Origin of the sequence: Mesorhizobium humile (genome assembly GCF_033977215.1) — a bacterium.
GTDB classification, from domain to species: domain Bacteria; phylum Pseudomonadota; class Alphaproteobacteria; order Rhizobiales; family Rhizobiaceae; genus Mesorhizobium; species Mesorhizobium humile.
Map to the genome: position 1 here is coordinate 1 of NZ_JAVIIV010000030.1, position 12,345 is coordinate 12,345.

11 protein-coding genes and 2 pseudogenes are annotated in these 12,345 nt (G+C 58.0%); 2 read left to right on the top strand and 11 right to left on the bottom strand.

Annotation, left to right across the window (positions count from 1 at the left end; genetic code table 11):
- Positions 1-134 precede the first annotated feature (134 nt).
- The gene (locus RFM52_RS29675) at positions 135-323 is read left to right on the top strand and encodes a hypothetical protein (protein ID WP_320256191.1); all 189 of its coding nucleotides are present in this window, start codon (positions 135-137) and stop codon (positions 321-323) included.
- A gap of 899 nt (positions 324-1,222) precedes the next feature.
- Positions 1,223-1,546 carry a hypothetical protein gene (locus tag RFM52_RS29680; protein ID WP_320256190.1) on the top strand — a complete coding sequence of 108 codons (324 nt, stop codon included), beginning with the start codon at positions 1,223-1,225 and terminating at the stop codon, positions 1,544-1,546.
- 178 nt (positions 1,547-1,724) lie between these two features.
- Here the strand turns inward: RFM52_RS29680 and RFM52_RS29685 are convergent, their stop codons facing one another.
- The 11 genes and pseudogenes from RFM52_RS29685 to RFM52_RS29735 all read right to left on the bottom strand — a co-directional run bounded on the left by RFM52_RS29685 (position 1,725) and on the right by RFM52_RS29735 (position 12,003).
- A complete protein-coding gene (locus RFM52_RS29685) occupies positions 1,725-1,946 on the bottom strand; it encodes a hypothetical protein (protein WP_320256189.1) in 222 nt (73 codons plus the stop codon).
- Between the two features lie 135 nt (positions 1,947-2,081).
- Complete coding sequence (locus RFM52_RS29690; RefSeq protein WP_320216527.1) at positions 2,082-3,395, bottom strand: HlyD family type I secretion periplasmic adaptor subunit; 1,314 nt, start codon at positions 3,393-3,395, stop codon at positions 2,082-2,084.
- Between the two features lie 31 nt (positions 3,396-3,426).
- A complete protein-coding gene (locus RFM52_RS29695) occupies positions 3,427-5,160 on the bottom strand; it encodes a type I secretion system permease/ATPase (RefSeq protein ID WP_320298817.1) in 1,734 nt (577 codons plus the stop codon).
- 276 nt (positions 5,161-5,436) lie between these two features.
- Positions 5,437-5,601, bottom strand: a complete 165-nt coding sequence (locus RFM52_RS29700; RefSeq protein WP_320236793.1) for a hypothetical protein — start codon at positions 5,599-5,601, stop codon at positions 5,437-5,439.
- 620 nt (positions 5,602-6,221) lie between these two features.
- Positions 6,222-7,430, bottom strand: coding sequence for a beta-ketoacyl-[acyl-carrier-protein] synthase family protein (locus RFM52_RS29705; protein ID WP_320256188.1), 1,209 nt, complete (start codon positions 7,428-7,430; stop codon positions 6,222-6,224).
- A 2-nt stretch (positions 7,431-7,432) separates the two neighbouring features.
- Positions 7,433-7,681, bottom strand: coding sequence for an acyl carrier protein (locus RFM52_RS29710; protein WP_320216525.1), 249 nt, complete (start codon positions 7,679-7,681; stop codon positions 7,433-7,435).
- 719 nt (positions 7,682-8,400) lie between these two features.
- Positions 8,401-9,312, bottom strand: coding sequence for a LysR family transcriptional regulator (locus RFM52_RS29715; RefSeq protein ID WP_320216524.1), 912 nt, complete (start codon positions 9,310-9,312; stop codon positions 8,401-8,403).
- Positions 9,313-9,548: 236 nt separating this feature from the next.
- Positions 9,549-10,421 (bottom strand): ISAs1 family transposase, encoded by an 873-nt coding sequence (locus RFM52_RS29720; RefSeq protein ID WP_320223260.1) that lies wholly within the window; start codon positions 10,419-10,421, stop codon positions 9,549-9,551.
- A gap of 77 nt (positions 10,422-10,498) precedes the next feature.
- Positions 10,499-11,157, bottom strand: a pseudogene (gene nodB / locus RFM52_RS29725) (chitooligosaccharide deacetylase NodB).
- Positions 11,158-11,172: 15 nt separating this feature from the next.
- A pseudogene (locus tag RFM52_RS29730) lies at positions 11,173-11,337 on the bottom strand (hypothetical protein); the annotation flags it as partial.
- 438 nt (positions 11,338-11,775) lie between these two features.
- On the bottom strand, positions 11,776-12,003 hold the full coding sequence (locus RFM52_RS29735) for a hypothetical protein (RefSeq protein ID WP_320253115.1): 228 nt from the start codon (positions 12,001-12,003) through the stop codon (positions 11,776-11,778).
- Positions 12,004-12,345 lie beyond the last annotated feature (342 nt).

Genomic DNA, 12,345 nt, shown 5'->3' on the forward strand with positions numbered 1-12,345 from the left:
GGGGCGACATGATCCGGAAAGAAGACGGGAAAAGCTTGACCTCACCGACCCCAATCAGAGAAGCCTGCTAGTCTAGGTCCGCTTTACCATGGTGTCGGGTTGCGCGATTGTTGCGCTATGGATACAGGCGAGCGATGCGCCAGACGAAGAAGGCATTGCCTTTCGTGCCGAGCGAATTTCACGCTTCGACAGTCGAGGATTCCAAAGGCGTGATTGGCATTCTCTCGATTCACACCACGGAAGGCCTTTTGGATATCGCGCTCGACGCCGCACGCTGCCGATGCAATCCTGAAGGCCCATCTGTGTCGAAACTGCCTGTATAAAAAAGAGCTCGGTCGTAAGCCGGGCACAGGAGTTACACGGGAACGCGGGCCAACCGGCGGGATCAGCCGTGCCTTAGCCTGCAGCCGCATCATGACGGCTGAATTAAGTCTCGCTAGGCAACACTTGGCGGCCGAGCGCAAACGCCTCGAATCCTGCGGCGTGGGTGAACTGGACAGCGGCCGATCAGCTGTGACCAAATCGGGAGCCGCGGGTCCCGGCGAGTCAGATAGCGTTTAGCGAATCTGCCGATTTTCCTGGTCCGAAGGGGCCCCTCCTTCCTGGTGCGGGCCGAGGTTCCCAGTGGGCTGTGCAAATGTATGGACACATCGCCGGACAGGCTCTGGATGCGGTCTCAAACGTCTGCGAATGTGCACCAGATGGCGGGCCGACCTAGCTTGGCGGTCTCCGGCAATCGCGCAGGCGCGACAGCTGCCGCCGGGCTGAGTAGCTTCGCTTCCGCCGCCTGCAGCGACGTGTGCACGGGGCAGGGGCGACTCGAGCCGTCCATCCGGCGGGAGGAGATAGAGTTGGTCCGATTCGGATGGCGACGCGAGCCGCAAGCGAGCCCTATCGTGAATTGTCCGGCGATGACAAATTACGAAATGTATAGGCCTTCGTCCGAACGTGATCTGAGGGAACCGACCCCCCGGTCCTGCCCGGTGAAATTGGCCGAGCCGACCGACTTGGAATCTTCCGGCTTTGCCGCCCAATGCCCGGACTAATCCAAGATCAGTGGCAATAACAGCCGTCCATCCCCGCCGCCTCGACGGTTCAGATGGGGATTTTTGTGCTGGAATAGATCGGACTGTCGGTCGCTACGCGATAGTCGTGAAGCCGCGTTTCGCCCTGCTCGCGCCTTGGTAGCGACCATCGCACGACGTTCGGAGACCCGCCTACCATGATAGAAGAAAAAGTCGGTTTTTGTACGCTGTGTAAGTCACGGTGTGGCACCATCAACGTCGTCGAAAACGGCTGGCTCAAAAAGGTAGTGCCAAATCCTGATCATCCGACCGGCAAGGCAGTTTGCCTCAAGGGCCGATCGGCGCCGGAAATCGTCCACAATTCAAGGCGTCTTAGGCGCCGCTCCGGCGCACGACGTCGAAGAGTGATCCCAGATCCGCAGTGGGTGCAGGTTTCTTGGGACGAAGCACTCGATGAGATCGCTGATCGGTTGAAGGGCCATGTTGCCCGAGGCGGTCCGAGTCAGTCACCTTCGCGGTAACCTCGGGATCGTCATCCCCGTTGTCGGACAGCACCTATTGGATCCTGCGATTCGGAGAGCTTATTGAACGCGCGGCGTTCGATAGGGATTTCGTGCGAGATTGGACGAATGCTCCATGTCTTGTCAGGTCGGACAACGATCGCTTGGCGCGGAGCCTGTAGCTGTCGCGCGCGGATGGTCAGCACGTGGCTGTAGTGTGTTCGAAGACGATTTCCTCGATTGCAATTGCGGCTTTCAACCAGGGCGAAATCCTTATCATGCCTTGCAGGCTGTGCGCCGGGATCTTCGCCTCGGGCGGAAGCAGGACTGCTGTGAAGGCGAGTTCCGCCGACAGTCGCCTCGCCGCGTGACCCCCTTTGCGCTTGAAGCCAGTTTCGCCGGTCGCCTGGTAGACAACCATGCACCCGGCAGTGCCGCTTCAACAAACTCCACGCTTGACGCCCCAACTGCGATTAGACAACCACATCAGGTCAAGTGATCGCAAGCTTGCACCGAGCGAGTGCCCAGCCTACTTCACCTCCTCAAAAGCAGAACTCTATTCTTCGCGGAATGCGCGATTGATCTGATCAGACAGGGGCTTGAGAAAATAGGAAAGCGCTGTCCGCTGGCCCGCCTGGATCATCGCTTCGGCCGGCATGCCTGGGATCAATGTCAGATCCTTGATCTTCGTCAGTTCAAAACGCGGAACTGACAGGCGCACCAGATAGTAAGAAGTGCCGTTTTTTTCGTTCGTCGTCAGATCGGCCGCTATCCAGCTTACATACCCGTTCAGCTCCGGTGTGGTTCTCAAGTTGAAGGCCGACATCCGCAACACGGCCTGTTGACCAAGGCGTATCTGGTCGATGTCCTTCGGAGAGATCTGTACTTCCAGAAGAAGATCGTCGCCATCAGGCACAATCAGCATGATCGGATCGGCGGGTCTGATCACACCACCAACCGTATGGACAGCAAGCTGTTGGATGATTCCTGAGTGCGGCGCGACGATATCGGTTCGCCGAAGCTCATCCTCAGCAGCTACCTTGCGTTCTAGGAATTCCTCCACTTGGGCCGGGACCTGTATGAGTTCCTTGCCGACTTCCGTCTTGAGATCTTGATCAATCTGCAGGATTTGCAGACGAGTTTCGGCAATACGGGCCGCCGTCTGTGCCTGGTTCGCGACCGTTTCACCACGTTGACCGCTTAAGGTGGCAGCCTGCGACTTGAGGCTGTTTAAGCGTTGGTCCGAGACAATGCCTTGTTCGCGCAGCCTACTCAAAGCAGCAATTTCATGTCCGAGAATGTCAATACCTTTCTCAAATGCAATCTGCTGCGCTTTGAGGCCCTCGATCTCATGCCTATATTGCGCGATCCGCTCGGCCAGCTGCGACTTTTCTCCTTCGCGGGATTGCCTGCGAAATTCGAATAACTTCCGCTCACCGAGTATTGCGGAGGCCGCCGAGGAGATATCTCGCCGCTTGAGCAGCCATTCCGGCAAGACGATCTCTGCCAGATCGTCACGCTCGGCTTCGAGCCGTGCTAGCCGGGATGCCAACTCATCGAGTCGCTTAATGATGATGGCTAGATTGGCGCGTGGCTGAGTGGCATCAAGTCGCATGACAACGTCGCCTGTCTTGACTCTATTGCCCTCACGCACGAGGATTTCTTTCACCACCCCACCGGTCGGATGCTGCACTTTTTTAATGTATGAATCGACGACAAAGTGTCCGGACGCGACGACCGCACCAGACAGATTCGTCACTGAAGCCCAGGCTCCCGCTCCTCCGAGAACGGTGATGCTCAAAAAAAGTGCTGTCAGTAAGTTTCGGCGAATAGAACGGGAAGCGTCGGCTTTCGTGTCAATTTCAGACATCGCAATCCTCGAATCGGGGCAGCCTAGGTCTTTATGTGGACACAGCGCACTTGGATGCAGACGCAATCCCCCGAGCAGATGCCTTCCCAACATCGGTCGCAGACACATCCTTGGATTCACTTCGTGGCGGCGTCGCTGCTCTTCTCTGCAAGACAGTGGAAAGCACTTCATCGCGCGGACCGAAGGCTCTTTGGCGCCCACCTTCGAGCATCAATATGCAATCGACGGCGGCGATGGCGCTGGGGCGATGTGCGACGACAACGGCAATGCCGTTGCGCACACGAACGGAATTGATCGCCTCGACCACGGCGATCTCGCCTTCCGCATCAAGGTTGGCATTGGGTTCATCAAACACGACTAGGAAGGGATCGCGATAAAGAGCTCGGGCAAGACCGATACGCTGACGCTGCCCGGCGGAAAGTGCCGAGCCAGCTTCACCGATCTGAGTTTCATAGCCATGTTCAAATCTGAGGATCAGTTCGTGTGCACCCGCTGCTTTTGCCGCAGCCACGATAGCCTCAGAATCAGGATTGTCATCAAAACGACAGATGTTTTCGCCGATGGTTCCGTCAAACAATTCAACGCCCTGAGGCAAATAACCGAGATGGCGGCCCAGTGCTTCTCGGTTCCATTGATCGAGGCTCGCGCCGTCGATGCAAACCTTTCCGGCGGACGGCTCCCAGGCGCCGACGATGGCGCGCGCGAGAGTTGACTTGCCAGAACCCGATGGACCGATGACCCCGAGTGCGCTTCCCGCTCGAACGGCAAACGCAAGGCCTGCCACAGTGGGTTTCTTCTCGCCGGGTGGCACGATCATCACGCCTTCGACGCGCAGTTCGCGTTCAGGAGCGGGCAATGGCATGACCGAAGCGGTTTGAGGCATCTTGGCCATGAGGTCCTTCAGCCGTGCCCAACTCTGGTGCGCCAGAAGCAAAGTTTTCCAGCTTGAAATCGCCAAATCGACTGGAGCCAAGGCCCGGCCCATCATAATGGAGCTGGCAATCATCACCCCAGCGGTAGCTTCACGTGCCATGACGAGGTAGGCGGCAACGGCGAGGATCGCCGATTGCAGCATCATGCGTAGCGACTTTGAAATCCCGCCGAGCCCAGCTGCCACATCTCCGGCCTTACGATTGGCAGCAAGATATTTGGCATTCACCTTATGCCATCGGGCAGCGATCCGACTTCCAAGGCCCAGAGCCTCTATGACCTCGGCATTGCGGCGCGCTGCTTCCAGTAGGCCGTTGCGGACCATGTTGTGGTTGACTGCATCACGTGTGGCCCGCCGGGAGCATGCGTTAGTTAGAGCCGTTAGGGAAACCAGGAGGACCGCCCCGACAAGCGCAGTCATGCCGATCCAGAAGTGAAAAAGGAAGCAAATGCTGAGATAAAGCGGCATCCATGGCAGATCGAAGAACGCCGCGGGGCCGTTTCCGGCTAGAAACCCGCGAACGTTGTCGAGGTCGCGAAGCGGCTGCAAGCCATCGCCCGGTCTGCGTGTTAAAAGGGGCAAGCGAACAATTGCCTCATGAACGCGTCCGGAAAACTCCCCGTCGAAACGCTCGCCGATCCGCAGCAGTACGCGTGCGCGCAGAATGTCGAGCAGGGATTGGAATGCATAAAGTCCCGCAGTAAGCACGACGAGACCCAGCAACGTCGGTACGCTGCCGCTCGCCAGAACGCGGTCATACACCTGCAGCATGAACAGAGGCGAAGTCAGCGCAAGCAAGTTGATCACGCCACTGATTGAGAAAATTGCCCAAATGGTGGCCGTTAGGGCGAAAGGCCTCGAGGAGGACTGCTCTTTGTTCGCTGAAATTTTCAAGAAGGGACCCCCTAGGAAAGGCCTTCGTTCATAAGCACCGTCGGGGCTGGGATCTGCCACTTTTTGGGCCCGCAAAACCGGCCTACGTCACCGGCGACAGCAACTCCTGACACACGGCGACTGCTCAGCGCGGGAATGCTTAGTCCTGGCGTCTTGGAGGAGACGAAGGTGAAGTCAGACCCAGTCAGATGCAGCGCCTCAATGTCTGCTACACTGTTAACAGCGCTCGGTCGTCATCCTCCATGCGAAGTTCATTTCGACCGTCGCCGAAATGATAATTAAGCCCTCTCCGCCGAAGACTTTGTCGTTGTCCGCGCCGCCGAAGGCTCGGTCGATGCCCCCACCGGCCGAGATGGAGTCTTTGCCAGCACGGCCGTCGATCCGAGCATTACCTTGGAGAAATCTAAGATTAAGTCGTCACCGCTACTGCCGTACGGGGTATTGGCTGCGGGCCCAGCTTCGATAGGCGTTGCCACCGCATATACTCCTCACAATTGATTTCATAGCACTCTTGTGTCGCTGCACGAATTTGTAAAATCGATTGATTGGATAGAATGCATTCACTTTCTGGATGTCCTCCGGGTAGCGCGCCGCATCACACCCTCGAAGCTGGATTGGCTCTACGCCCCGCTGCCCCGTGGGACACAATGGAACGGCAGCTTGTGATGAGCTTTGCCCCGAAAGCAGCCGCCCGCTTTCAGCCCTGGACTACGTCACTTAGCAATACCCACTTGTTTGCACTTTCATGATTCCTGCGCGAGGCGTCGTTTATCGATACCGCGCAAGAAATCGGCCGGGCATCCATGCGGACACCCGACCGAGTTGCCTGAGCTGATAAGCCCATTCGCAATCCAGGAAGCACAAAGCACTTTTCCCGGATCTGCTCTCCAGGGCTATTTCTTGACCGCTGCCGAGAGTTCCTGGTTTGCTCCAAGATCAAGGCAGCGACGACGACTCACTTCACGATTGGCCGCAACCAATATCGTCACTGATCCAAACAATCACGCCGCCTTGATAGCCAACACCGCATTGGTGCCCGCGAACGCAAAACTATTGGAAAGCGTCACCTTGACTTTCCGCTCCCGCGCCAGGTTGGGGGTAACGTCTAGATCGCAATCTGGATCTGGTTCGTCATAGTTGGCGGTAGGCGGTACGATCCCATGCCGAATTGCCATCACGCAGGCGATCAGCTCCAGTGCACCCGAGGCCCCGAGGCAGTGGGCATGCATCGATTTGGTCGAGGATACCGACATTCGATAGGCGTGGTCGCCGAACGCTCGCTTGATTGCTGCGGTCTCGATCTGATCGTTTGGCTTAGTGCCGGTGCCGTGAGCGTTCAGGTAATCGACCTCCTCCGGGACCAGACCCGCGTCGGCTAGACAAGCGCGGATCGCCGCCTCGGGACCCTCAATGGTCTGTGCCGCGATGTCGAAAGCGTCGGCCGAAAGGCCCGCACCGGCCAATTCCGCCAATATTTCAGCGCCTCTAGCGCGGGCATGGTCGTAACTTTCCAAGACTATCATGCCTGCGCCTTCGCCGAGAACAGCGCCCTGCCTGTTCGCGGAAAAAGGCCGGCAAGTGTCGGGCGATAGCACTCGCATAGCCTCCCACGATTTCACTACTCCCCAAACCAATGGCGCATCGGCGCCACCTGCCACCATCACATCAGCGCGGCCCCACCTAATCTGGTCGACGGCGGAGGCAATGGCATGGTTAGAGGAGGAACAAGCCGAAGTGACGCCGTAGACGGGACCGCGCAGTCCAAGGTCCATGCTGACATGTCCAGCAGCGGCGCCCGGCATGACCTTGGGCGCGGTGAAGGCCCCGGTCCTCTTTCTGCCGTGGAGCAGCATAGCCCGGTAATCTTGCTCAATCGCCTCCCATCCGCAGACGCCCACACCGACCGTCGCACCCAGGCGATAGCGGTTTTTGTCAGACGCGGTCAGCCCTGCTTGCTGGACTGCTTCGCGAGCGGCAAGCACTGCAAGCACGCTGAACCGATCCATCGAAAGAACTTGCTTACGCTCGATCTCATGCTGAGGAAGATTGCGGATGGCGCATCCCGTGCGCGCGGTGATGTCGTGCAGCGAGGGACCGCTCAACACGCCGATTGCTGAACGGCCGTCGCACATGGCGGCCCAAATATCGGCAGCACAGCTGCCGAGCCCACAAATCCCGCCTATGCCGGTGATAACAACGCGCTTGTTCATTGTCAGTGCTCATTAAGCGCACGGACGGCTTCGACCACGCTGCCCACGTTCTGCAAATCGCTCCAGGCCTCAGTAATGTCCGTTTCGATCTGGATCCCGTATTTCGTCTCAAGATCAAACAGGATGTCCGCCATTTCCAGCGGATGGATGCCCAAATCAGTCAGCTTCGTCTCAAGAGTGATCGGATTCCCATCCGGTTCAGCGTGCTTGCAGATCTCCGCCAGGATTTCGGCCGTAAGCTGGTTAGTCATGCCTTTCACCTCCCGTCTGGCGGCCGACCATGAATCTCGGTGACGCGAAAGATTCACCGATCAGCATTGTTGTGATGCAAAATTTCGCGCTATTGGGGAAATTGATATTTTGGATAAGAATCATTCAAGCAATGGATGGTGTGCCTATAGCCCAGAGGCGGACTCCGAACTATTTGTTTGCGACCGGCGTCGGGTTGGAATAGCCGCCCAGCATCACCGGAATACTCATTTTGAAGGGCGTCGTTCACAAATCGCATTTTTCCTGTACATAGTGATGTGCTAGAATTTCAGGACGCCGGAAATAGTATCGCTAGTCGATCCGGGTACACGCAGTCATATTGCGCTTTCGCTTGAGCCGCCTTTGCACCCGGCTCAACGTACCCTTATCGACGTCGCGGTCGACCCGAATGCACAGCGACCAACCAGCTCGATCTCGATTCCGGCCATCCCGCGCCGGCAGGCGTGCCGACGGCAGTTCCCCGATCTGCTCGTCGCTGGCCTCACAGGCAGCAACGGCAGCAGGACTGGCTCCATTCGGCGGGAGGGCTCTTACGCCAGCGAAACGGCTGGCTCGTATTGATCGCGGCCCGCGCCGGGCAGGGAACCGGAGTGTCCAGTTGCGCCTCCTGGCGGAGATGACAGGGGGCCACTCGCCGCAAAGCACACCGCCGAAACGCTGAGCAGATCCAAAGTTGTGCAAATCATACCGCAGCCTTCGGCTATGGCACCAGGCGAGATGCCTCCTCCAACAAAATCTTCCGCATCCAGATGCTTGCCGGATCGCCATTCTGAAGCGCAGGCCACTGCATCGCCAGAGTGAACACCGGCAACGAGAGCGGAAGTTCGACGACGCGCAGCGGTAGTGTTTTTGCGAAATGCTCAACCAGCCTCAAGGGCATGGTCCCAATGCGACTGGTGCCCGGTAGCATCAGAGGGATCATGCTGAACCCCTGCACGACCACCTCGGCCCGCCTCTTGAGGCCATGCTCGATCAAAAACCACTCGTCAATGGATGGCTTGAGCGAACGTCCAAATCTGGCCATTACGTGACCCATTGACATATATTTTTCGAACGTGAGCTTTCTCGACAGTTCCTTGTTTGTCCGACAGCCCACACAGGCGAGTGTATCGTCGAAAAGCTTCGCTTTTGGATGCGCGCTTAACAGGAACATTTCAGGGAGTATCAGAAAATCGGCGTCACCGCGCCGGAAAATTTCTTCCATATCGTCAGCGAGAGGCAGGAGTTCGAAGCTGACGAAAGGGGCTTCTCGCGCAACACGGTCAATGACCCCCTGAAAGAAAACGATCGTCATGTAATCGGAAAGGATGACCCTAAAACAGCGATCGGATTTCCGCGGATTAAATTCCTCCCAGGAAATAACCGAGAGCTGTATATGCAGCAGCGCCTCGCGGACCGGCGAGGCGAGCGCCTCGGCTCGCGGTGTCGGGATGAGTTCACGGCCTTTCATTGTAAAAAGCTCATCACCAAAATAGCCGCGCAGCCGGGCGACAGCCGCGCTCATGGCTGGTTGGCTAAGGTGGATACTGCGAGCCGCCGCTGTGAGGTTACGCTCAATCATCAAAGCGTCGAGCGCGACGAGGAGGTTCAGATCAAGGCCTTTAAACCGCATTTCAATTCCAATCTAGCGCATGGATGGATGTCATCCAACCAATAGATTTCACCAATGTCACGAGACGCCACATTTGAAAAGTGTCTTTAAATGCAAATCGGGGAGGCAAAATGAAGCAGCCGACCGCCCGGGAGCTCGTTAGCTCTCGCCCGAGATGTGCTGCAAGAGTCCTGCGCCCCAGCGGCCGCGTCAGGATCGGGACGGCACGTCTTTGAGCAAAGGGCTTTGAATCCAGGTTAACGAGCGAGTTCTCCGATGATTGAGGCGAGATAGTCGGCGTTCCATCCTGCGACTTTTCGTCGGCGCTTGATTGATCGCTTGTCGGAGAGGGCTCTGACCAGATTGAGGGCGAAGTGGCGAACCACGGCGCTGTTGTGTGCGCCATGGCCTTTCGGAGCCGCGATTGATCGTCGTTGAAGACGACGTCGAGGGTCCAGTGCAGGGCGTTCTCGATCAGCCAGTGACCACCACGCACGGCCGAGGCGGCCTGCTCGGCGCCGAGCCGTGCTGAAGACATGAATTATCTGGTCGTGGCGGCAGCGATCCTTAAGTTCGGTGCGGTTTTTCACGCGGATGATGGTTTTGGCCTCGGGCAAGCGCAGTTCGTCGGGAAAGCGGCGCGAGCCCGCCAGCCAGTCGGCCTCGCAAGAGACGGTGACGCGCCGTTCCTCGATGTCGGTGACGCGGTCGAGTTCAGCGGCAGGTGCATCAGCAAAGCAGGCTTCGACCTCAGCGCACAAGGTGGGCTGGTTAGCATTGATGGCGAGCAGATAGTCGGCGCCGACATTGCGGATTGCCGTGGCGATCGTTGCGTTGGTAGCGATGGCATCGATGGAGACGATCGCTCCCTTGAGGCCGTCATTTGCGCCCAGACGCTCCAGATGTGCCGCAAGTGCGGTGGTCTCGCCGCTCTTGTCGGGCACCGCCCCCTGGCCGGGCACCAGCCGAGACGTCGCGGCGAAGGCGGAGACTAGATGCAGCGGAGCCTTGTCGGCACTGCGGTCATGGCTGCGGCGCGAGGTGGCCACGAAGTCGGGCTTGTCCGGCGATGTCTGGCGCATCCAAGCGGTGAACGCATCGACAAACAGCGCAGGATTGATGCGGTTCATGAGGATGGTCGGCCATCCGCCGCAAATGCCCTCGTAGATAGCAGCGGTCAAAGCGCGGAGTTAGCCAGCGGTGCGTTTCAATCAAAATGCGGAAGCGAGCGGATTTGAAATCCGCGCTCAAGTAAAGCTGGGATTAGACGGGATACCGCCGTGACGGTCTGATCGCGCAGACCTGCACCAGATACGGCTAGCAACTCGTCGGGAGGAAACCCATCATGCAAGCGGACGATTGCCCCCGGGCTTGGCCGATTCCAGGACCGCATCGACGATCGTGTCCACCCCGGGGCGAGACCAGTCGCGCGGATCAACCGACCATTTGATAGCTGCCAGTTCAGCGATGGCGGACGCGGCAAAGACCTCTTCGGTCCAGTTCCCGTATGGCGCGCGCAAGTGCCGAACTGACGCTTGAGGGCAAGCCATCATAATAGCCGCATTAGCGTCAAATATTTCACGCTGCACCTCGTCGAACCCGCATCTAGACAGGTCCGGATGAGTCATCGTGTGGTTGCCTACCTCGTGCCCTTCCGCGACCATTCTTTGAATGCTCCGGCTGGCCCAAGGCATAGGCGCCAATGACGAAGAACGTCGCCGGGACCCGATGTTCCGCGAGCAGATTCAAGATCTGCGGTGTACAAAGCGGGTGAGGACCGTCGTCAAAAGTCAAATATATACTGCGGCGGCCGATGCAGTCGTCGCACTCACTGCGCAGGTCCCATAACCAGTCGGAATGTATCATTGGCTCTGGTCCGTTCCGGTCGATTGTCGCTCCGGCCGGCCAATCGGACGTTGAACATTCAACCTGTGTAACAGCGACAGCTGCGTTTTCCGTGCGCTTTGGGGCAAATCGGGTAGCGCATTGTGAAGGGTTGACCCCGACGTCGAATTGAGCGCCATCTTGTTCCAGGCGTGCCTGCATGGGGGTGCGATTATACTTCGGTCACAAGTGGGTCGAAGGCGCCAAACTTAGTGAAATGGCAAAGCAATCTGGTACATGTCAGTGTTGATGTGATTTGGTAAGGGCTCTTAAGAGCCGCTTTTTTCCCCGGCCCCGGTTTGTACCTCGCTCAATTTGCGTTGATGTCCGATCATGAATGCAGGACTCAAACAAATCAGTCAAATTGATTGATTGGATAAATCCCATCCGTATTGATACCACGCCCGGGGTCCAGTAAACCTCGCCTCGCACGGCGGTCGGCAGTTCTCCGAGACGTATTCCGGCGCGAGCGTAAACATCGGCGGCTCACTATTCTTGCGCGCTCCTGGGCTTGCGCGATAGCGGGTCGACCCGGTGCCTTTCACGGCAGAGACGCGGATCGGTTGAGAAGTCTTAGTCTAGCTTCCACCGCATAACCGCTCAGTGCTCGACCACCCCGGCAAAACCCAGGTCACGGCGTGTCACGGAGAGCAGGAACTCGTGTTCCGCCTCCTCATGGGACCACAACGGGCGCTCCTGCGGCCCCGGCACTGGAAGCCTCCTGTCGCATTTTCGGCGGGCGAGGCATGGATTCGCGAGCACAACGCACAGTGCCATCGGCATCGTGGCCATGCCCTCGGTGGCGGGGCTGAGCGTGTCGATTTCCACCGCCGGTTCAACGCGGTCTCGATCAAATCTGCTCTTCGCGCGCAGTCCTATTGGCTGCGGGGGAACCTGACCGCGACGGCGCACAGCACCAACTTCGGCCAGCCGATCATGAGCGGTCAGGACCCTTGGAACGCATAGATCCTAACATCCACCGATCGAATATCAACCATCCAAACAATCGATTTTACCAATCGATGGCGGTGCTGCATTAGGAACTCGAAATGAAGGGTATGGCTCAGGAAGGACGGCAAGTTTGAGAGAGCCCATCAGCGCTGGAACCCCGTCGTACGAGGTTCTGCCAGTTCAATTGGCTAGTATCGCGATCTCCGACGGCAGCGTCTG

What these genes read in the sequence shown, in the direction of transcription:
- RFM52_RS29675 (WP_320256191.1), top strand. Translation starts at nt 135, where the DNA reads ATGCGCCAGACGAAGAAGGCATTGCCTTTCGTGCCGAGCGAATTTCAC.
- RFM52_RS29680 (WP_320256190.1), top strand. Translation starts at nt 1,223, where the DNA reads ATGATAGAAGAAAAAGTCGGTTTTTGTACGCTGTGTAAGTCACGGTGT.
- RFM52_RS29685 (WP_320256189.1), bottom strand. Translation starts at nt 1,946, where the DNA reads ATGGTTGTCTACCAGGCGACCGGCGAAACTGGCTTCAAGCGCAAAGGG.
- RFM52_RS29690 (WP_320216527.1), bottom strand. Translation starts at nt 3,395, where the DNA reads ATGTCTGAAATTGACACGAAAGCCGACGCTTCCCGTTCTATTCGCCGA.
- RFM52_RS29705 (WP_320256188.1), bottom strand. Translation starts at nt 7,430, where the DNA reads ATGAACAAGCGCGTTGTTATCACCGGCATAGGCGGGATTTGTGGGCTC.
- RFM52_RS29710 (WP_320216525.1), bottom strand. Translation starts at nt 7,681, where the DNA reads ATGACTAACCAGCTTACGGCCGAAATCCTGGCGGAGATCTGCAAGCAC.
- RFM52_RS29715 (WP_320216524.1), bottom strand. Translation starts at nt 9,312, where the DNA reads ATGCGGTTTAAAGGCCTTGATCTGAACCTCCTCGTCGCGCTCGACGCT.
- RFM52_RS29720 (WP_320223260.1), bottom strand. Translation starts at nt 10,421, where the DNA reads ATGAACCGCATCAATCCTGCGCTGTTTGTCGATGCGTTCACCGCTTGG.